The sequence below is a fragment of the Mycobacterium sp. NGS27 genome, assembly GCF_059813005.1.
On record NZ_JCALDT010000004.1, the window covers coordinates 70,424 to 87,932 of the forward strand.

A 17,509-nucleotide genomic window follows, 5' to 3' on the forward strand; every position below is an offset into this window, starting at 1 on the left:
AACTGGAACACGTTTCAGTTATGCTTTCGGCCATGGGTGATGCATCACTGACGGCCGAACTCGGCCGCGTCCTGGTCACCGGGGGCTCCGGATTCGTCGGCGCCAACCTGGTGTCCACCTTGCTCGACCGTGGACATCAGGTCCGCTCCTTCGACCGTGCGCCCTCGCCGCTGCCACCACATCCGCAACTTGAGGTACTGCAGGGCGACATCACCGACACGGCCGTGTGCGCCCAAGCGGTCGACGGCATAGACACCGTCTTCCACACCGCGGCCATCATCGACCTGATGGGCGGCGCGTCGGTGACCGACGAGTACCGGCAGCGCAGCTTCGGGGTCAACGTCGGGGGAACCGAGAACCTGGTCCGGGCCGGGCAGGCCGCCGGGGTGCAGCGCTTCGTCTACACCTCGTCCAACAGCGTCGTCATGGGCGGCCAGAACATCGCCGGCGGCGACGAGACGCTGCCCTACACCAACCGGTTCAACGACCTCTACACCGAGACAAAGGTGATCGCCGAACGATTCGTCTTGGGCCAGAACGGCGTTGACGGCCTGTTGACGTGTGCGATTCGCCCCAGTGGCATCTGGGGCCGCGGCGATCAAACGATGTTCCGCAAGCTGTTCGAAAGCGTGATCGCCGGCCACGTCAAGGTGCTGATCGGGCGCAAGTCGGCCCGGTTGGATAACTCCTACGTGCACAACCTGATTCACGGTTTCATCCTGGCGGCGCAACACCTGACGCCCGGCGGCACCGCGCCCGGCCAGGCCTACTTCATCAACGATGCCGAGCCGATCAACATGTTCGAGTTCGCCAGGCCGGTGGTCGAGGCCTGCGGGGAGAAGTGGCCGCGGGCCCGGGTGAACGGCCCCATGGTGCGTGCGGCGATGACGGGTTGGCAGCGGCTGCATTTTCGGTTCGGGATACCGGCGCCGCTGCTCGAGCCGCTCGCCGTCGAGCGGCTGTATCTGGACAATTTCTTCTCGATCGCGAAAGCCTCCCGCGATCTCGGGTATCAGCCCCTGTTCAACACCGAGCAGGCCCTGTCGGAATGCCTGTCGTACTACGTCGAGATGTTCGGCGAAATGAAGCGACAGGCCCTGGCGGACAAGGCATCCGCCTAGCGAAAGCTGACCATCTCGCTGCCCCACGCGGCACGGATGCTGGCATCGACGTCGTGCGCCAGGGCGTCACGGCGATCGATGATCAGGCAGGAGCGCTCGTCCGTATACGGCGTCCATTGCGGCTCACCGGTGGGGCCCGCGGGCGTGGCGTTCGCGGCGAAATTGATCCATCGGGTCCGCACCCTCTTGGACACCGCCTTGGCGGACTTGGTGCCGCCCAGCATCAGCGTCGGATCCTTGGGCGCACCGAGATTGCCCCAGACGTAAGGCAATTCGGTGGCATGCGCGGCCCCGATCGTGAGCTTCAGCAATGGGGTGGCGTAATCGAACCGGTAGAGATACACCGGTGCCACGCGGGCGTGCCCCTCGGCGAGCCACACCGACGGCATCCGGAAGCCGACGTCCGTCGCGATGCTCAAACTCCTTGCCCTGCGCCGCAATCCCGAATACGTTGAGACGATCTCCTCTTCGGTGGGCAACTGCAGATCGGGTTGTTCGGCGGCGATCTGGTTGAACAACGACGTGATCGCTCTCGGAGTGATCGGCATCAGCGGCGATCTCAGCAACCGGAAGAGCATCGCCTCGTGCTTGTTGGTGCCGATGATCAGCGGGACCGGATGTGAGCGGCCCTCTTGCGCCCGCTTGACCGGGTAGTCGGTCAGAACGTCGCCGTCGACGATCGGGACGAACGCCAGCGTCCCCGGGTTGCGCACCGGCACGTCGTCGAACACCCGTTGCGACGCGGCCAGGATCGCCGCCGTCGGGATCTCCACCAGCCGTTGAGATTCCGACGGGGTGATTCCGAGCCGGTCGAGGAATGCCCTCGCCACCCGCCCTGCACGCTCGCGGTCGTACACCGAAGTGGCCGGCGAGCTTTGCGCGATCGCCCGAGCGAACAGACCTTCTGCCGCGGGGCTGGTTAGCAGCGTGGTGACGATGGCGGCACCCGCCGACTCGCCGAACAGCGTGACCCGCCGCGGATCGCCGCCGAAGGCAGCGATGTTGTCGCGCACCCACTCCAGCGCCGCCAGCACGTCGCGCAGCCCGACGTTCGAATCGAAACGCGGGCCCGCGATGTCCAACGATGACAGGTGGAGAAAGCCAAGCGCCCCGAGCCGATAGTTGACGGTCACCACCACCACGTCGCCGCGGCTCACCAGTCTGCGGCCGTCGTAGAGCGTCTGGCTGCTCGACCCCAGGACGTAGGCGCCGCCGTGCACCCACACCATCACCGGCTTGGCGTCACCCGGCTTGGTACCAGAGGACGCCCAGACGTTGAGCCGCAGGCAATCTTCACCCTGCGGCGCACCCAAATCTATTGGCAGGTTGGGAAATACCGGTTGCGGGCAGGCAGGCCCGAAGGCGGTGGCATCGGCGACCTCGGCGCACGGCGCGGGCGGTTCGGGCGCGCGGAACCGCAGCTCACCGACGGGCGCGGCCGCATACCGCAGGCCTTTCCACGCCTTGACGCCCTCGTCTTGCCCGCCCCGGACCGGGCCGTAGCTGGTTTCGACCACGAGGTCGTCGATTGCCATGCGCGCGCGAAATCTCCTGAGGAACCTAGAAAAGGCGTTGCGTGAGGAACTCGACCACGCGCTTGCGGGCTTCGTAGGCGGGGTGGCCGTCGACTTCGCGGACCTCGTCGGTGAGCACCGAGTGCGCCATCTTGCCGAAGCCGTGCTGATTGCCGGGGCTCGAATCGATGTCGATCACCTCGAAGGCGTCGCCGAGGCGTTCCTTGAGCGTCACGAACCGCTCGCGCGGTACCGCCTTGTCCTCGCTGAACCGCAGCCCCATCGCGCACAGGCCGTCGTTGGCGCACCGATCGGCCACGGCGGCCAGTTCTGATTCGCTCAGGCCGGGATCGCGACGGCGCGCGGCGCCCAGCGGAAACGGGACCGACGGCTGCGAAAGCACCGGCGCCAGCACGCTGTCGTCGACCGCGGCCGCCAGCGCGAACCCGCCGGTGAAGCACTGGCCGATCACGCCGACGCCCTTGCCGGGCGTCGACGCGTTGAGATCACGGGCCAGCGCACGCAGGAACAGCGACACCGGCCGCTGCTTGTTCAACGCGAACGCCGCGAATTCCCTTGCCACACATGCCCGCCCGATCGTACTGGCGATGTAGCCGGCCGTCTTGGCCTTGCCCGGCTCGCCGAACAAAGACGGCATGGCGACGGTGAAGCCGTTGTCTACCAGGTGATTACCCAGGGCTAGCACACCGGGGTGGATTCCGGGAATCTCGGGGATCAGCACCACACCCGGGCCACTGCCCTTGCGGTAGACGTCATGGGTGTATCCCTCACCGCTGAACGGTGCCGCCGACCATCCGGACAGATCAGCCTCTGGTGCAGTCACGTTGACAGGATCCCTTTGCTCGCGCGGGTGAGCTAGCGGCTCGGCAAAGGCGGTTGCGATTGCGTCGCCGACGCCAGCGTACGGAACTGATCGGTGTTTCCGGCGCCGGTTATCGCAATTTGGGTGGCGCCGCCGGGAGCGTTGAGTCGGGTCGTCCATACCGGCTCGGCGTCCGCGCCGTCTTGGCCGGAACCTTGATAGACCACCCAGCTGGTTCCGCTGACATCGACCGCTCCGGTCGGGTAGGCCGACGGGTGGATCGAATTGACGAGCTTGTCCTCGTCGGCGTTGCTCTGGGTCAGGCTCAGATACATCCCGGTCGGACTGATGTAGCCGACGACCGAGATGGGCGCGTTCACCCGTTGACCGCTCGCCGGGTCGGTCCGTCCGCCCTGGATGCCGCCGCGGTGGCCGGAGTTGGCCTGCCAGCCCGCGGGAAGCCGCGGTTGCCGGACCGGAAAGCCGAGCGCGGACGCGTCGGCACGCAGGGCCGCGCCGGCGTCATACGACGGGGCGGGGCCTTGGTGGCTGCCCAGCTGAAAGGAGCACATGCCCAGCATGCCGGCCAGCACAACGCACCCGATGACCAGCGGAATCAGGGACCAGAACATGTCCCGGCCGTCCTGCAACAGCCGGGGCTTCGCCGGCCTGGGAGCGGGTCCGGCCTGCGGAGACGGCGCGCCGGCCACGTTCCCATCGAGCTGGGCATTCAGCGGCGGCTCCTCCGTCATCCCCCAAGTATCCCAGTTCCAGCGGACCGATCCGCTTCTGGGACAATCGACAACCATGACAGTTGAGGGCGACCGCTCGACCGCCGCCGCCGGCCAGGCCTCAGCGCAGGGCCGACCGCGTGGTGAGGCTCCGGACCGCAACCTGGCTTTGGAACTGGTGCGAGTCACCGAGGCCGGCGCCATGGCCGCCGGTCGCTGGGTCGGACGCGGCGACAAAGAGGGCGGCGACGGGGCGGCCGTCGACGCGATGCGCGAGCTGGTCAACACCGTGTCGATGCGCGGCGTCGTCGTCATCGGCGAGGGCGAGAAGGACCACGCTCCGATGCTCTACAACGGCGAGGAGGTCGGCAACGGCGACGGCGCGGAGTGCGACTTCGCCGTGGACCCGATCGACGGCACCACGCTGATGAGCAAGGGCATGCCCAACGCCATCTCGGTGCTGGCGGTGGCCGACCGGGGCGCGATGTTCGACCCGTCGGCGGTGTTCTACATGAACAAGATCGCCGTCGGGCCAGAGGCCGCGCACGTGCTCGACATCACCGCCCCGATCTCCGAGAACATCAAGGCCGTCGCCAAGGTCAAGGCGCTGTCGGTGCGCGACATGACCGTGTGCATCCTGGACCGGCCGCGGCACGCCAAGCTGATCGAGGACGTGCGGACCACCGGGGCGCGGATCCGGCTGATCACCGACGGCGACGTCGCGGGTGCGATCTCGGCCTGCCGGCCGCACTCGGGCACCGACATGCTGGCCGGGATCGGCGGCACGCCGGAAGGCATCATCGCCGCCGCCGCGATCCGCTGCATGGGCGGCGCCATCCAGGCGCAGCTGGCTCCCACGGACGACGACGAACGCCAGAAGGCCATCGACGCGGGCTACGACCTGGATCAGGTGCTGACCACCGAGGACCTGGTGTCCGGCGACAACGTGTTCTTCTGCGCCACCGGGGTCACCAACGGCGATCTACTCAAGGGCGTGCAGTACTACCCCGGCGGCTGCACCACGCAGTCGATCGTCATGCGGTCCAAGTCGGGAACGGTCCGGATGATCGAGGCCTACCACCGGCTTTCGAAACTCAACGAGTACTCCGCCATCGACTTCACCGGCGACACCTCCGCCGCCTATCCCCTGCCCTGACCGACCGAGAGCGAGGACGCCACTCAATGGCCGCTGACGACACCGAGTACCGCATCGAGCACGACACCATGGGCGAGGTCCGTGTGCCCGCAAAAGCGTTGTGGCGCGCCCAAACCCAACGCGCGGTCGAGAACTTCCCGATCTCGGGTCGCGGCCTGGAGCGCACCCAGATCCGCGCGTTGGGCTTGCTGAAGGGCGCTTGCGCGCAGGTCAACAAGGACCTCGGGCTGCTGGCGCCCGAGAAGGCCGACGCGATCATCGCCGCGGCGGCCGAGATCGCCGACGGCCAGCACGACGACCAGTTCCCCATCGATGTCTTCCAGACCGGTTCGGGCACCAGCTCCAACATGAACACCAACGAGGTGATCGCCAGCATCGCCGCCGCCAACGGTGTCACGGTGCACCCCAACGACGACGTCAACATGTCGCAGTCGTCGAATGACACCTTCCCCACCGCAACCCACATCGCCGCCACCGAGGCCGCCGTGCGTCATCTGATCCCGGCGCTCGAGGTGCTGCACGACGCCCTGGCCGGCAAGGCTCGCGAGTGGCACACCGTGGTCAAGTCGGGCCGTACCCACCTGATGGACGCCGTCCCGGTGACGCTCGGTCAGGAATTCAGCGGATACGCCCGGCAGGTCGAGGCGGGGATCGAACGAGTACGCGCCACGTTGCCGCGACTGGGTGAACTGGCGATCGGTGGCACCGCGGTCGGCACCGGCCTGAACGCTCCCGACGGTTTCGGCGCGAAGGTGGTCGAAACGCTGGTCGCCTCCACCGGCCTGAGCGAATTGCGCACGGCGGCAAACTCGTTCGAGGCACAGGCGGCGCGCGACGGGCTGGTCGAGGCTTCCGGCGCGCTGCGCACCATCGCGGTGTCGCTGACCAAGATCGCCAACGACGTTCGCTGGATGGGGTCGGGCCCGCTGACCGGCCTCGCCGAGATCCAGCTGCCCGACCTCCAGCCGGGCAGCTCGATCATGCCCGGCAAGGTGAATCCCGTTCTGCCCGAGGCCGTTACGCAGGTCGCCGCGCAGGTGATCGGCAACGATGCCGCCGTCGCGTGGGGCGGTGGCAACGGCGCGTTCGAGCTCAATGTCTACATCCCGATGATGGCCCGCAACGTCCTCGAGTCCTTCAAGCTGCTGACCAACGTGTCGAAGCTGTTCGCCGAGCGTTGCATCACCGGGCTGGCCGCCAACGTCGAACACCTCCGCGAGCTGGCCGAGTCGTCGCCGTCCATCGTGACGCCGCTGAACTCGGCGATCGGCTACGAGGAGGCCGCCGCGGTGGCCAAACAAGCGCTCAAGGAGCGCAAGACGATTCGGCAGACCGTGATCGATCGCGGCCTGATCGGCGACAAGTTGTCGATCGACGAACTCGGCCGGCGGCTCGACGTGCTGGCGATGGCCAAGGTCAAGCCCGAAGACTGAACCGGCCGTCATTCGGTGACGGCTGTGGTCGACGAGAGTAAGGGTGGTTTTCCATGACGGCTCCTCCCGGCGGTCCCTACGGCCAGGGACCCTACGGAACCAATCCGTATGGGCAGGACCCGAATTGGGGCGGCCAGCCGCAGGGCGGTACCGGCCCCTACCCGCAAGGCGGTCCGGGACCCTACCCGCCGGGCGGTCCCGGTCCTTACCCGCAAGGCGGTCCATACGCGTACCCACCGGGTGGCGCGTACCCCTACCCCCCGCCCGGTGGCGCCCCCTACCAGCAGTATCCCCAACCCGGACAACAGTTTCCGCCGCGCGGCCCGGGCGGGCCCTACCCCCCGGGGCCGCCGCCGGGTGGTCGCGGCTCGAAGCTGCCGTGGCTGATCGTCGCCGGTCTGGTCGTGCTCGCGGTCATCGCGCTGGTGGTGACGCTGTTGGTGATGCGAGGCGGCCATGACAACAAGCCGGCCACGGCGCCCTCGACAACGAGCACCTCGGTCTCGCAGCCGAAGAACTCTGCGCAGAACGCGACCGATTGCACCCCGAACGTGTCCGGCGGCGAGATGCCACGGACCGACTCCCTTGCCGCGGGCAAACTTTCGTTCCCGGCCAGCGCCGCGCCGGGCGGGTGGACGGTGTTCTCCGACGACCAGGGCCCGAACCTGATCGGCGGACTGGGAGTTGCCCAGGACGTGCCCGGAGCCAATCAGTGGATGATGACGGCGGAGGTCGCCGTCACCAATTTCGTTCCCAGCATGGACCTTTCGGCCCAAGCCACGAAGTTGATGCAATGCATCGTCGCGGGCCCCGGATACGCGAACGCGCAGCCGACGCTCGGACCGACGAAGTCTTCGTCGATCACCGTCGACGGCACCAAGGCCGTGCGGGTCGACGCCGACGTCACGATCGCCGACCCCAGTCGCAACGTCAAGGGCGATTCCGTCACCATCATCGCCGTCGACACCAAGCCGGTCACCGTCTTCATCGGCAGCACACCCATCGGCGATGCCGCTTCGGCCGATCTCGTCGGCAAAATCATTGCCGCGCTGAAGGTCTCCAAGTCCTGACGCGGGTCGGCCGGCTAGCCCGCCGAGCCCGTCGGCGCCGAGACGTGCGTGGCCTCGGATCGCCCGCGCAGTACCGTGGAATAGCACTCGGCCCACTGCGCGCGCTCGGCCTCACCCGCGGCGTCGACGGCGCCCGCCGAGCACAGGATCCGCCGGTCGGAGGTTTTGGCGAGGTCGGCCAGTCGCGCGGCTTCGTTGACGGCGTCACCGATCACGGTGTATTCGTACCGGTTTTCGGCGCCGACATTGCCGGCGAACACCCGCCCCGCTGACACCCCGATGCCGAAATCGACCGGCAGCCGTCGCAATTGGGAGCCCAGCGCACGGGCGGTCGCCAGGGCCGACGAGGCCGGCTCGTCGGCCGGCAACGGCACCCCGAAGACGGCCAGCGCGGCATCGCCGGCGAACTTGTTGACCAGCCCGTGATGTTCGTCGACAGCGTTCACGACGATGCGAAAGAAGTCGTTGAGCACCTCCGCGACCTCTTGCGGGGGGCGGCTTTCCGCGAGCCTGGTGGATTCCACCAGGTCGATGAAAAGCACGGCCGCCTCGACCACGTCGCCCGACAGGGATGCGCCCTCGTTGAGGGCGCGCTGCGCGACGTCGGCCCCGACGTGACGCCCGAACAGGTCGCGTATCCGGTCCCGCTCAGCGAGCCCCGCCACCATCCGGTTGAATCCCGTTTGTAATCGCCCGATCTGGGAGCGTTCGTAGGCGCCGACATAGGTGTCCATGCGGCCGTGCTCGACCTCGGCCATCGCGTCGACGACCTCGCCCACCGGATCCGAGATCGACCGCGACGTCAAGATCATGGTGGGCAGTCCCAGCACCAGCGCCGCCAGCGACACCACCAGAATCGGCACGTCCAGCGACGCCGACTTCTCGATCAGCCACCCGTACGAGCGCAGAACGACCATCGTCGCAATGACCGCGATGGGAAATGCGCTGCACAGAAACCACAGCAGGACCAGGCGGGCATACACGCTCGGCACCGCGAGCCGCGGCTCGGCGCCCAACGTGGCGGCGCGCATGATGGGTCGCAGGGTGCGCTGCGCGATCAGCATCCCGGTGCCGGCCGCGGCCGATCCGCCGAGCAGCACGCCGAGCACGATCGGCAGCAGAAGCTGCGGTCTGTCAGTGAGATTCAACAGGATGAAGATCCCGCCGGTCAGTGCCCAGGACGTCACCAGGATCGCCGACTGGCGCCCGGCCAGCTTCATCACGGCTTCGCGTTGCTGCGGGGTGGGGTCGTCGCCCGCGACGAACCAGCGCACTGTGGGAGCCAGGCTGATGGCGCCGGCCACCGCGACACTGACGATGCCCAGCACGACGAGCAACACCACCGGCACCGTGTTCTGCCGCGCGAAGTCGGCGTTGGCACCGACGGAAGTGTGGCCCCGCAGCGGAATCAAGATGGCGGCCGCTTCGACGACGGCCAGGACGTAGGACAGGCTCAGGTCGAACCCGTACTGGATCAACCACCGCCGAACAGACTTTCGTTGCCCCGTGGCACGTTGCCGCGCCTGGCCACGCCATGACGGCGGGAGCCGATCCCGAAGCCAGCCCACGGTGATCATGTAGAGGTAGGTTCGAAATCCGTGCTAGGCACCGTTGTTCGGCCCTCCCGAGTTCTGCCCCGGGATGTCGGTGATCGGGAAGTTGGGCATCGGTTTCGGCGAGGGGGTGTTGGGCAGCGTGGGGATGTCGCCGGGCGGGATGTCGTGCAATGCGTTGACGGGCGGACCGTTCTCCCGGCCGCCGTAACTGCTGCCAGGGGCGCGTGGCCCCAGCAGGTCGCTGACCGTCACCAGCCGGTAGCCGTTGGCCTTGAGCACCGGAATGAACTGGTACACCAAGTCGACGGTGCTCGAGTACGTGTTATGGAACAACACCACCGAGCCCGGCTTGAGGTAAGTCATCAACATGTAGCGTGTCGCGGCCGTGTTCGAGTCGTTCGCCCAATCGAAAGGGATGACATCCCAGAGGATTTCGGCCAGCCCGAACTGGCCGGCGGTCTGTCGGACCACCGGATCGGACAGCCCCCCGGCGGGGCGATACAGGTTCGGGGTGCGCCCGGTCGCGGCGGTGATCGCGTCGTTGGCCTTGGCGAACTGGGCGGCGATGTCTTCGCGTGGGATCGTGGTCATGTTGGGGTGTTCCCAGGTGTGGCTGCCGATTTCCATCCCCGCGTCGGCAATGCGCTTGGCACCCGCGGGGTTGGCGGCCACCTTGTTGCCGATCAGGAAGAAGGTGGCCTTGGCGTCGTTCTGCTTCAGGATCTGCAGCAGTCGCTCATCGAACGGCCCCGGCCCGTCGTCGAAGGTCAACGCGACGCACTTGACGACCGAGCAGCTCAGATCGTCGGCGCGCGTCACGTGGCCCGTCAGCCCGCCGATCACCAGCACCGCGACGGCAGCCGCCACACCGACAACCGTGCGCCAGTAGCGCCAGGCTTGGGTGTCGGGTCGTTTCGCCACCGCAGAAGTTTATCGAAGACGCCGTTACCCGGGTTCAAGCGCGCTGGTCAGGCGCCCTCACTGCGGGCCGGCGATCTCCTCGAGCATCTCGGTGACCAGGGCCGCGATCGGCGATCGCTCGCTGCGCAGCAGGGTGATGTGGGCGAACAGCGGGTGGCCCTTGAGCTTCTCGATCACGGCCGCGACGCCGTCGTGGCGGCCCACGCGCAGGTTGTCGCGCTGCGCGATGTCGTGGGTCAGCACCACCCGCGATCCGGTGCCCAGCCTGGACAGCACGGTCAGCAGGACGTTGCGCTCCAGCGACTGCGCCTCGTCGACGATGACGAACGAGTCGTGCAGCGACCGGCCCCGGATGTGGGTCAGCGGAAGCACTTCGAGCATGCCGCGGGACAGCACTTCCTCCAGCACCGCCGGGCTGGCCAGGCCCTCGAGGGTGTCGAAGACGGCCTGCGCCCACGGGCCCATCTTCTCGCTCTCGCTGCCGGGCAGATACCCCAGCTCCTGGCCGCCGACGGCGTAGAGCGGGCGGAAGACGACCACCTTGCGTTGGGTGCGCCTCTCCAGCACCGCCTCCAAACCGGCGCACAACGCGAGCGCCGACTTGCCCGTGCCCGCCTTGCCGCCCAGCGACACGATGCCCACCGATTCGTCGAGCAGCAGGTCGAGCGCCACTCGCTGTTCGGCGGACCGTCCGCGCAGCCCGAACGCCTCGCGGTCGCCGCGCACCAGCTGGACGCGTTTGTCCGCGTTCACCCGGCCCAGCGCATGAGAGCTACCGCCGAGCAGCCGAACACCGGTGTGGCAGGGCAGGTCTCGCGCTTCCACCAGATCGATCTCGCCGTCGGTGAACAGGGCGTCGATGTCTTCGGTGGCGGTCTCGATCTCGCGCATCCCCGACCATCCGGACGCGACCACGTCCTGCGCGTGGTATTCGTCGGCGGCCAGCCCCACCGCGGCGGCCTTGACCCGGAGCGGAATGTCCTTGCTGACCAACGTAACTCGTTTGCCTTCGGCCGCGAGGTTGGCGGCACAGCTCAGGATCCGGGAGTCGTTGCTGTCGTTGCGGAAGCCGCTGGGCAGCACCGTCGGGTCCGTGTGGTTGAGCTCGACGTGCAACGAACCACCCTGCGCCCCAACGGGAATGGGCTGATCCAGCCGTCCGTGCACCAGCCGAAGGTCGTCGAACAGCCGCAGCGCCTGGCGGGCGAACCAGCCCAGCTCGTGGTGGTGGCGTTTGGCCTCCAGCTCGCTGATCACCACCAACGGAACAACCACCTCGTGTTCGGCGAACCGGCTGCACGCCCAGGGGTCGGACAGCAGCACGGAAGTGTCGATCACGTAGGTCCGGATATCGGTCACGTAGCGCTCCTCGAGCGGGATGAGCCCGCGCGGACCCGCACAGGCATGTCGACGGGAACCGCAGCACCAGGACCGGGGCCGGTCCTTCCGTTGTGGTGACGGGAGGTGCCGCCCTGGCAGCAGAGCATGACGCTGACCATCGAGAACGACGCTACTCCGGTGGCCGCGTGCCCGCTGTGCAGGCGCGCCGACGTGGCGAGCCGCGACCACCTTCATCCGGTGGCCGGTATCGAGAGATGCGCGCGTTCAGCCGACGACGAAGTGCTGCAGTTGGGGGTCGTCCGCGACCCCCCATGCGGTGATGCGGTCGGAGATCGCCTGGCGCAGTTGCTCAGGACCGAAAACGCCTGCCTTCTCGACGTTCTGCACCTTGTCCACGTACGCGTCGATGTCGGCGCCGGGCACCTGCAGGTCGGCCGCGCGGGCGGCGATCGCCGCGATCGTCTCGTCGCGGGTGTACTCGAGGCAGTGCGCGACGAGGTTCGAGAAGAAGACTTCGTGGCGCCGCTCGTCGCGGGCGATCCGGTCGATGAGGCCGGCCAGGATGGGTTCCTCGAGTTGCGCGGCCAGGTTCTCGCAGAACACCGCGTGGGTGCGTTCGACGAACGCCATGTGCACCAGGGTTTCCACCTGCGAGTAGGTGTCGGCGCGGTAGCCCTTCATGACGTACTGGACGCGGGCCTCTTCGTTGGCGGTCGGATCGACCTCTCGGGTCACCACCAGATACTCACGCAGCGCGATCGCGTGCAGGTGCTCCTCGGCGGTCCACCGGCCCAGCCAGCGGCCCCAGTAGTCCTCCAGGATGAAGTGCTCTACCAGCTCGCGGTGGTGCGCGGCGAGGTTGTCCTTGAGCAGGAGCAGGATCTCGCAGGCGTCGGTCAACGGCCTCGGCAGCGTCATCGACGACGGATCCCAGTCGCGTCCACCCAGGAAGGCGAAGTTCTCGCCCCGGTCGAACGGCACGTAGTCGTGCGCGAACCAGATTTCTTCGGTGGACAGGTGGCGGTCGATGTTCGCTTCGACGACCGGCTCGAGTTCCAGGGTCAGCGCGTTAGCGACAGGTCTTTCGGCCATGAGATAACTGTAACCCGCGTACACAGGTTCATGAAATCGACCGGGCCGTGTCGCGCCAACTGGTGACTTTCGTCCCCGAGCGCGCCGTCCGGCCGGGCTCCACTCCCACAGGCCCCTCGTACGGCGGAAACCTACAGCGCGAGGCCGGGGTAGAGCGGGTTGGCGTCCAACAGTTCGGCCGCGGCCGCGCTGACCCGTTCGACGGTGCCATCGGCCAGCGAGTACTTGGCCTTGGAGGTGCCTTCCGGCTTCGTGTTGGACAGAACGTCGACCATCAGCTCGGCCACCCGGTCGAAGTCGGCCGGACCGAAGCCGCGGGTAGTGAGCGCCGGGCTGCCGAGCCGGATACCGCTGGTGTACCAGGCGCCATTGGGGTCGGCGGGGATGGCGTTGCGGTTGGTGACGACGCCGGCGTCCAACAGGGCCGACTCGGCCTGGCGCCCGGTCAAGCCGAACGATGTGACGTCGAGCAGCACGAGGTGGTTGTCGGTGCCCCCAGTGACCAGCTGAGCATCGCGCTTGAGGAAGCCGTCGGCCAGGGCCTGGGCGTTGTCCGCAACCCGCCGCGCGTAGGCCTGGAACGCGGGCTGCCTCGCCTCGGCGAGCGCGACGGCCTTGGCCGCCATCACGTGTGACAGTGGCCCGCCGAGCACCATCGGGCAGCCCTTGTCGACCGCGTCGGCGTATTCGGGTTGGCACAGGATGAGGCCGCCGCGCGGACCGCGCAGCGACTTGTGCGTCGTCGTGGTCGTGACGTGGGCGTGCGGCACCGGATCCTCGTCGCCTGTGAACACCTTGCCCGCCACCAGCCCGGCGAAATGCGCCATGTCCACCATCAGGGTGGCACCGACCTCGTCGGCGATCTCACGCATCGTCGCGAAGTTGACCCGGCGCGGGTAGGCGGAGTAGCCGGCCACGATCACGAGCGGCTTGAACTCGCGCGCGGCGGCTGCGACGGCGCCGTAGTCGATGAACCCGGTGTCGGGGTCGGTGCCGTAACTGCGCTGGTGGAACATCTTGCCGGAGATGTTGGGCCGGAAGCCGTGGGTCAGGTGGCCGCCGGCGTCCAGCGACATGCCTAACAGGCGCTGGTTGCCCAACTTGTTGCGCAGCTTCTCCCAGTCCGCCTCGGACAAGTCGTTGACGTGCTTGACGCCGGCGTCGGCCAGGCCCGGCGCCTCGACCCGGGTAGCCAAGATCGCCCAGTACGCAACGAGGTTGGCGTCGATGCCCGAGTGCGGCTGCACGTAGGCGTGCGGCGACCCGAACAGCTCACGAGCGTGCTCGGCGGCGACGCTTTCCACGGTGTCGACGTTCTGGCATCCGGCGTAGAACCGATGTCCGACGGTGCCCTCGGCGTACTTGTCTGACAGCCAGGTCCCCATGGTCAGCAGGACCGCAGGCGACGCGTAGTTCTCGCTGGCGATCAGCTTGAGCGAATCACGTTGGTCGGCGAGCTCTTTGCGCGTCGCCGCGGCGATGCGTGGTTCGACGGACTCGACCACCTGCAGTGCTGCTCGGTAGGCAGCGGTCGCGGTGTCGGCGTATTCGGCGCCCGGTGACGCGGTCGAGATGGCGGTGCGGGTCAAGTCGGCTGACATGAGAACGAGACTAGTCGGCCGACTAACCCCACAGTGAGGGCGCTCGCGCTATCCAGCGCTGACTTTTCGCCAGCCCAGCCGTTCGGCATTTCATCGCTCCTGTAACACTTGCACTATGCCGCGGCTTAGCGAGCCGAGCCCATATGTGGAGTTCGACCGAAAGCAATGGCGTGCGCTTCGTATGTCGACGCCGCTGGCCCTCACTGAGGAAGAACTGGTCGGCCTGCGGGGCCTGGGTGAACAGATCGACTTGCTCGAAGTCGAAGAGGTCTACCTGCCGCTGGCCCGGCTCATTCACCTGCAGGTCGCCGCGCGGCAGCGACTGTTCGCCGCCACCGCCGAATTCCTCGGCGAACCTCAGCAAGCCCCGGACCGGCCGGTGCCGTTCATCATCGGGGTGGCCGGCAGCGTGGCGGTCGGCAAGTCGACGACCGCCCGTGTGTTGCAGGCGCTCCTGGCGCGCTGGGACCATCACCCCCGGGTGGACCTGGTCACCACCGACGGCTTCCTGTACCCGAATGCCGAGCTGGATCGCCGAAACTTGATGCACCGCAAGGGGTTTCCGGAGAGCTACAACCGTCGGGCGTTGATGCGGTTCGTGACGTCGGTCAAATCCGGTTCGGACTACGCCTGCGCGCCGGTCTATTCGCACCTCAAATACGACATCATCCCCGGGGCCAAGCACGTGGTCCGCCACCCCGACATCCTGATCCTGGAGGGCCTCAACGTTCTGCAGACCGGTCCGACCCTGATGGTGTCGGACCTGTTCGACTTCGGCGTTTACGTCGACGCCCGAATCGAAGACATCGAGCAGTGGTACGTATCGCGATTCCTGGCCATGCGCAGCACCGCCTTCGCGGATCCCGAATCGCACTTCCACCACTACTCGGCGTTGAACGACACCAAGGCGGTCGCCGCCGCGCGCGAGATCTGGCGCTCGATCAACCGCCCCAACCTGGTCGAGAACATCCTGCCCACCCGGCCACGCGCCACCCTGGTGCTGCGCAAGGACGCCGACCACTCCATCAACCGGCTGCGGTTGCGCAAGCTCTGACGCCCCGCACCGGCCGGGCGGCAGATCACGCCTCGAGGCGACGCACTCCCAGGTATTGCAGTCCCGCGAACGCCGCGGTGTATGCGCCGGTGGCCAGCGTCAACGCGACGCCCGTCAGGGTCAGCGGCAGCGCTTCCGCGGCCACGATCGAGGCCAGCGTGAACGCCACATTGACCACCATGACGCTGATACCGACGCGGCGCAGTTCCGGTAGCGCACCGAGGCTGAACACCAGCAGGCCGGCGAGCACGAAAACGACGCCCACGCCGTATTCCTGGAAGGACGTCAGGCCGGTCAGCGACGAAATCGGGTCGGCGAGGAAGGCGATGGCCAAGCCGAACATGCCCGTCAGGGTCGCGTCGGCACGCACGGCAAAACGCAACAGCGAGTCCGTCGAGTCGTAGAGGGGCCGGGTCGGGATTGTTGATACGCCGGTAATAGAGCTCATCTGCTTACTCCTCGCGATGGCGGGTTGGGTCGAACAGCTTTGAGGGTGCCGCCAGTGCACTGCCATATCGACTCGTGGCGCTGCCAACTAGTGCCACGGATACAACGACGAGGTGGTTCACCCGACTTATTCCCATCGGCGGGTAAATATTTGACACGCGCCAACCACGGGGCCTCAGCGGCCCCAGAAGCCACAGAAGTTCCTGACCTCGGCGACCGCGGTGGACTGCTACCCGTTCGAGTCGCTGGGAACCGGGATCCGCCCACGAAGATCGGCGGCGATCAAGCGGGCCGCGGCGTTCTGCCAGTTGTGCAGCGAACGCTGCGGCACCTCGGTGACGAACCAGTGCCAGGCTTGGCGCGCGGTCGGATCCAGCCCCGAGGCGGTGGCGTTCTGCGCGTAAGCACGCACCCCGACGACGTAGGGGAAGTACAGCGAGTTGTAGTAGCGCCACTCTTCGCTGGTCCCGAAGTCGCCGCCGTCGCGCGGTTTGAGCCGCGCTATGCCGTCGGCCAGCACGGCCTTGAGTTCGTTGGCCCGCTCGATCGGTTGGTCGGGGGCTCCCCGGGCCGCCAGCCGCTCGTCGATCAGCGGTAATGCGGTCAGCGGGCTGGCGACCAGCTTGGTCAGGTCACCGTAATGGCCCAGCGCCCGCCGGGTGAGTCTGGCGAAGGTGACGTCGTCGACGTCGGCGAGCGGGTGCTCCTGGCGCAGGGGCAGCGCCGCACCGGTGTGCCGCAGCGCGGCCCGATCCGCCCGCAGCGCAGGCGATTTCGAGAATGCGAGCCGGTCGAGCAGGCCGGCCAGCGGATCCGCGAGCACCTGCACGGTGATCGCGATCGCGAGGCTGGTGAACAGCAGCACCGTAAGCGCGGTCTGCGCGCCGGGATCGTTGCCGGTCACCGCCAACCCGATCAGCGCCTGGCCGCCGAACAGCACCGCCACCGCCACCGAACCGGAGAACGAGCGGAGCATGTCGGCGCGCAGCGCGTGACCCTCGTCGAACGCGTCCCACAGGGCGACGGCGACTCCGAGCCCCAGAACATCGCAACTCGTGGACGCCAGCGCGACCCAGCTGGGCACCAGGCCCAGCGGAATGATCAGGATCGCGTTGCTCAGCGCGAAGAACAGGGTGGCCGTGATCGCCAGTCCCACCGCCGGCTTGGGCCGCCGCGGCCGGCGCAACACGGCAGCCATCGCGCCGAGCGTCGACACCGAGATCACCGCGAACATCAGCCAGTGGCCCGGCCGCAGCGGCCCGTCGACGCCGCCGGCCAGCGTCGCCCCGAACAGGGTCAGCGCGGCAACCGCGGCCACGAGCAGCAACTCGCGGGCGCGGCCCCGGGACACGTCGCTGGGCCGAGACAGCTCGATGAGCACCGCGAACCACGCCACGCCGGGGACGGTCGCCAGGTAGATCTCGGCTCTGCTCAACGCCGGAGCGTACGCGGGACTGGCGATCCGGACCGCGTCCAGCCCCACCACGAGCGCGAACCCACACAGTCCGATCGCGGTGAGCGCGAGGACGGGCTTGCGCGGATCGCGGGCCGCCAGATAGAGGCCCAGCCAGGCGCTCAGCGTGAACACCACCGCCGACAGCGCAGCCATGCACTCAGTGTGGCACGCGGGCGCTTGAGACCTTCGGGGG

General features: G+C 67.7%; 15 protein-coding genes. 5 read left to right on the top strand and 10 right to left on the bottom strand.

What is annotated here, in order from left to right; translation table 11 throughout:
• Positions 1 to 20 precede the first annotated feature (20 nt).
• Positions 21 to 1,121: a 3-beta-hydroxysteroid dehydrogenase gene (locus AC5Y30_RS11810; RefSeq protein ID WP_499918339.1), complete on the top strand. Its 1,101-nt coding sequence runs from the start codon at positions 21 to 23 to the stop codon at positions 1,119 to 1,121.
• Here AC5Y30_RS11810 and AC5Y30_RS11815 read toward each other — a convergent pair.
• Genes AC5Y30_RS11815 through AC5Y30_RS11825 form a run of 3 tightly spaced genes read right to left on the bottom strand, consistent with a single transcriptional unit; the run spans position 1,118 to position 4,210 of the window.
• The gene (locus tag AC5Y30_RS11815; RefSeq protein WP_499918340.1) at positions 1,118 to 2,656 is read right to left on the bottom strand and encodes a carboxylesterase/lipase family protein; all 1,539 of its coding nucleotides are present in this window, start codon (positions 2,654 to 2,656) and stop codon (positions 1,118 to 1,120) included. The genes AC5Y30_RS11810 and AC5Y30_RS11815 overlap by 4 nt on opposite strands.
• Positions 2,657 to 2,681: 25 nt before the next feature.
• The gene (locus AC5Y30_RS11820) at positions 2,682 to 3,479 is read right to left on the bottom strand and encodes a dienelactone hydrolase family protein (RefSeq protein WP_499918341.1); all 798 of its coding nucleotides are present in this window, start codon (positions 3,477 to 3,479) and stop codon (positions 2,682 to 2,684) included.
• Positions 3,480 to 3,511: 32 nt separating this feature from the next.
• Positions 3,512 to 4,210, bottom strand: a complete 699-nt coding sequence (locus AC5Y30_RS11825; RefSeq protein WP_499918342.1) for a DUF4245 domain-containing protein — start codon at positions 4,208 to 4,210, stop codon at positions 3,512 to 3,514.
• A gap of 55 nt (positions 4,211 to 4,265) precedes the next feature.
• Between AC5Y30_RS11825 and glpX the strand changes: the two genes are divergently transcribed.
• The 3 genes from glpX to AC5Y30_RS11840 are packed head-to-tail and all read left to right on the top strand — an operon-like array spanning position 4,266 to position 7,848.
• On the top strand, positions 4,266 to 5,345 hold the full coding sequence (gene glpX, locus AC5Y30_RS11830; protein ID WP_499918343.1) for a class II fructose-bisphosphatase: 1,080 nt from the start codon (positions 4,266 to 4,268) through the stop codon (positions 5,343 to 5,345).
• A 26-nt stretch (positions 5,346 to 5,371) separates the two neighbouring features.
• Positions 5,372 to 6,778 (top strand): class II fumarate hydratase, encoded by a 1,407-nt coding sequence (locus tag AC5Y30_RS11835; protein ID WP_499918344.1) that lies wholly within the window; start codon positions 5,372 to 5,374, stop codon positions 6,776 to 6,778.
• Positions 6,779 to 6,831: 53 nt separating this feature from the next.
• A complete protein-coding gene (locus tag AC5Y30_RS11840; protein WP_499918345.1) occupies positions 6,832 to 7,848 on the top strand; it encodes a hypothetical protein in 1,017 nt (338 codons plus the stop codon).
• Positions 7,849 to 7,862: 14 nt separating this feature from the next.
• Here AC5Y30_RS11840 and AC5Y30_RS11845 read toward each other — a convergent pair whose 3' ends face one another.
• The 5 genes from AC5Y30_RS11845 to AC5Y30_RS11865 all read right to left on the bottom strand — a co-directional run bounded on the left by AC5Y30_RS11845 (position 7,863) and on the right by AC5Y30_RS11865 (position 14,359).
• Positions 7,863 to 9,305, bottom strand: coding sequence for an adenylate/guanylate cyclase domain-containing protein (locus tag AC5Y30_RS11845; protein ID WP_499918993.1), 1,443 nt, complete (start codon positions 9,303 to 9,305; stop codon positions 7,863 to 7,865).
• Positions 9,306 to 9,449: 144 nt separating this feature from the next.
• Positions 9,450 to 10,325 carry a polysaccharide deacetylase family protein gene (locus AC5Y30_RS11850; protein ID WP_499918346.1) on the bottom strand — a complete coding sequence of 292 codons (876 nt, stop codon included), beginning with the start codon at positions 10,323 to 10,325 and terminating at the stop codon, positions 9,450 to 9,452.
• 57 nt (positions 10,326 to 10,382) lie between these two features.
• Positions 10,383 to 11,684, bottom strand: a complete 1,302-nt coding sequence (gene phoH2, locus AC5Y30_RS11855; RefSeq protein WP_499918347.1) for an RNA 5'-3' helicase PhoH2 — start codon at positions 11,682 to 11,684, stop codon at positions 10,383 to 10,385.
• Positions 11,685 to 11,930: 246 nt separating this feature from the next.
• Entirely contained in the window at positions 11,931 to 12,758 is an 828-nt protein-coding gene (locus tag AC5Y30_RS11860; protein WP_499918349.1) for an acyl-ACP desaturase, read from the bottom strand.
• Positions 12,759 to 12,889: 131 nt separating this feature from the next.
• Entirely contained in the window at positions 12,890 to 14,359 is a 1,470-nt protein-coding gene (locus AC5Y30_RS11865) for a glycine hydroxymethyltransferase (RefSeq protein WP_499918350.1), read from the bottom strand.
• A gap of 115 nt (positions 14,360 to 14,474) precedes the next feature.
• Here AC5Y30_RS11865 and coaA point away from each other — a divergent pair, with 115 nt between their 5' ends.
• Entirely contained in the window at positions 14,475 to 15,413 is a 939-nt protein-coding gene (gene coaA / locus AC5Y30_RS11870) for a type I pantothenate kinase (RefSeq protein WP_499918351.1), read from the top strand.
• Between the two features lie 25 nt (positions 15,414 to 15,438).
• Here the strand turns inward: coaA and AC5Y30_RS11875 are convergent, their stop codons facing one another.
• Positions 15,439 to 15,861, bottom strand: a complete 423-nt coding sequence (locus AC5Y30_RS11875) for a hypothetical protein (RefSeq protein WP_499918352.1) — start codon at positions 15,859 to 15,861, stop codon at positions 15,439 to 15,441.
• Positions 15,862 to 16,089: 228 nt separating this feature from the next.
• Positions 16,090 to 17,469, bottom strand: coding sequence for a hypothetical protein (locus tag AC5Y30_RS11880; protein ID WP_499918353.1), 1,380 nt, complete (start codon positions 17,467 to 17,469; stop codon positions 16,090 to 16,092).
• Between the last annotated feature and the right edge of the window lie 40 nt (positions 17,470 to 17,509).

Coding starts and splice junctions, on each gene's coding strand:
- AC5Y30_RS11810 (WP_499918339.1), top strand. CDS start 21: ATGCTTTCGGCCATGGGTGATGCATCACTGACGGCCGAACTCGGCCGC.
- AC5Y30_RS11815 (WP_499918340.1), bottom strand. CDS start 2,656: ATGGCAATCGACGACCTCGTGGTCGAAACCAGCTACGGCCCGGTCCGG.
- AC5Y30_RS11825 (WP_499918342.1), bottom strand. CDS start 4,210: ATGACGGAGGAGCCGCCGCTGAATGCCCAGCTCGATGGGAACGTGGCC.
- glpX (WP_499918343.1), top strand. CDS start 4,266: ATGACAGTTGAGGGCGACCGCTCGACCGCCGCCGCCGGCCAGGCCTCA.
- AC5Y30_RS11835 (WP_499918344.1), top strand. CDS start 5,372: ATGGCCGCTGACGACACCGAGTACCGCATCGAGCACGACACCATGGGC.
- AC5Y30_RS11840 (WP_499918345.1), top strand. CDS start 6,832: ATGACGGCTCCTCCCGGCGGTCCCTACGGCCAGGGACCCTACGGAACC.
- AC5Y30_RS11860 (WP_499918349.1), bottom strand. CDS start 12,758: ATGGCCGAAAGACCTGTCGCTAACGCGCTGACCCTGGAACTCGAGCCG.
- AC5Y30_RS11865 (WP_499918350.1), bottom strand. CDS start 14,359: ATGTCAGCCGACTTGACCCGCACCGCCATCTCGACCGCGTCACCGGGC.
- coaA (WP_499918351.1), top strand. CDS start 14,475: ATGCCGCGGCTTAGCGAGCCGAGCCCATATGTGGAGTTCGACCGAAAG.
- AC5Y30_RS11875 (WP_499918352.1), bottom strand. CDS start 15,861: ATGAGCTCTATTACCGGCGTATCAACAATCCCGACCCGGCCCCTCTAC.
- AC5Y30_RS11880 (WP_499918353.1), bottom strand. CDS start 17,469: ATGGCTGCGCTGTCGGCGGTGGTGTTCACGCTGAGCGCCTGGCTGGGC.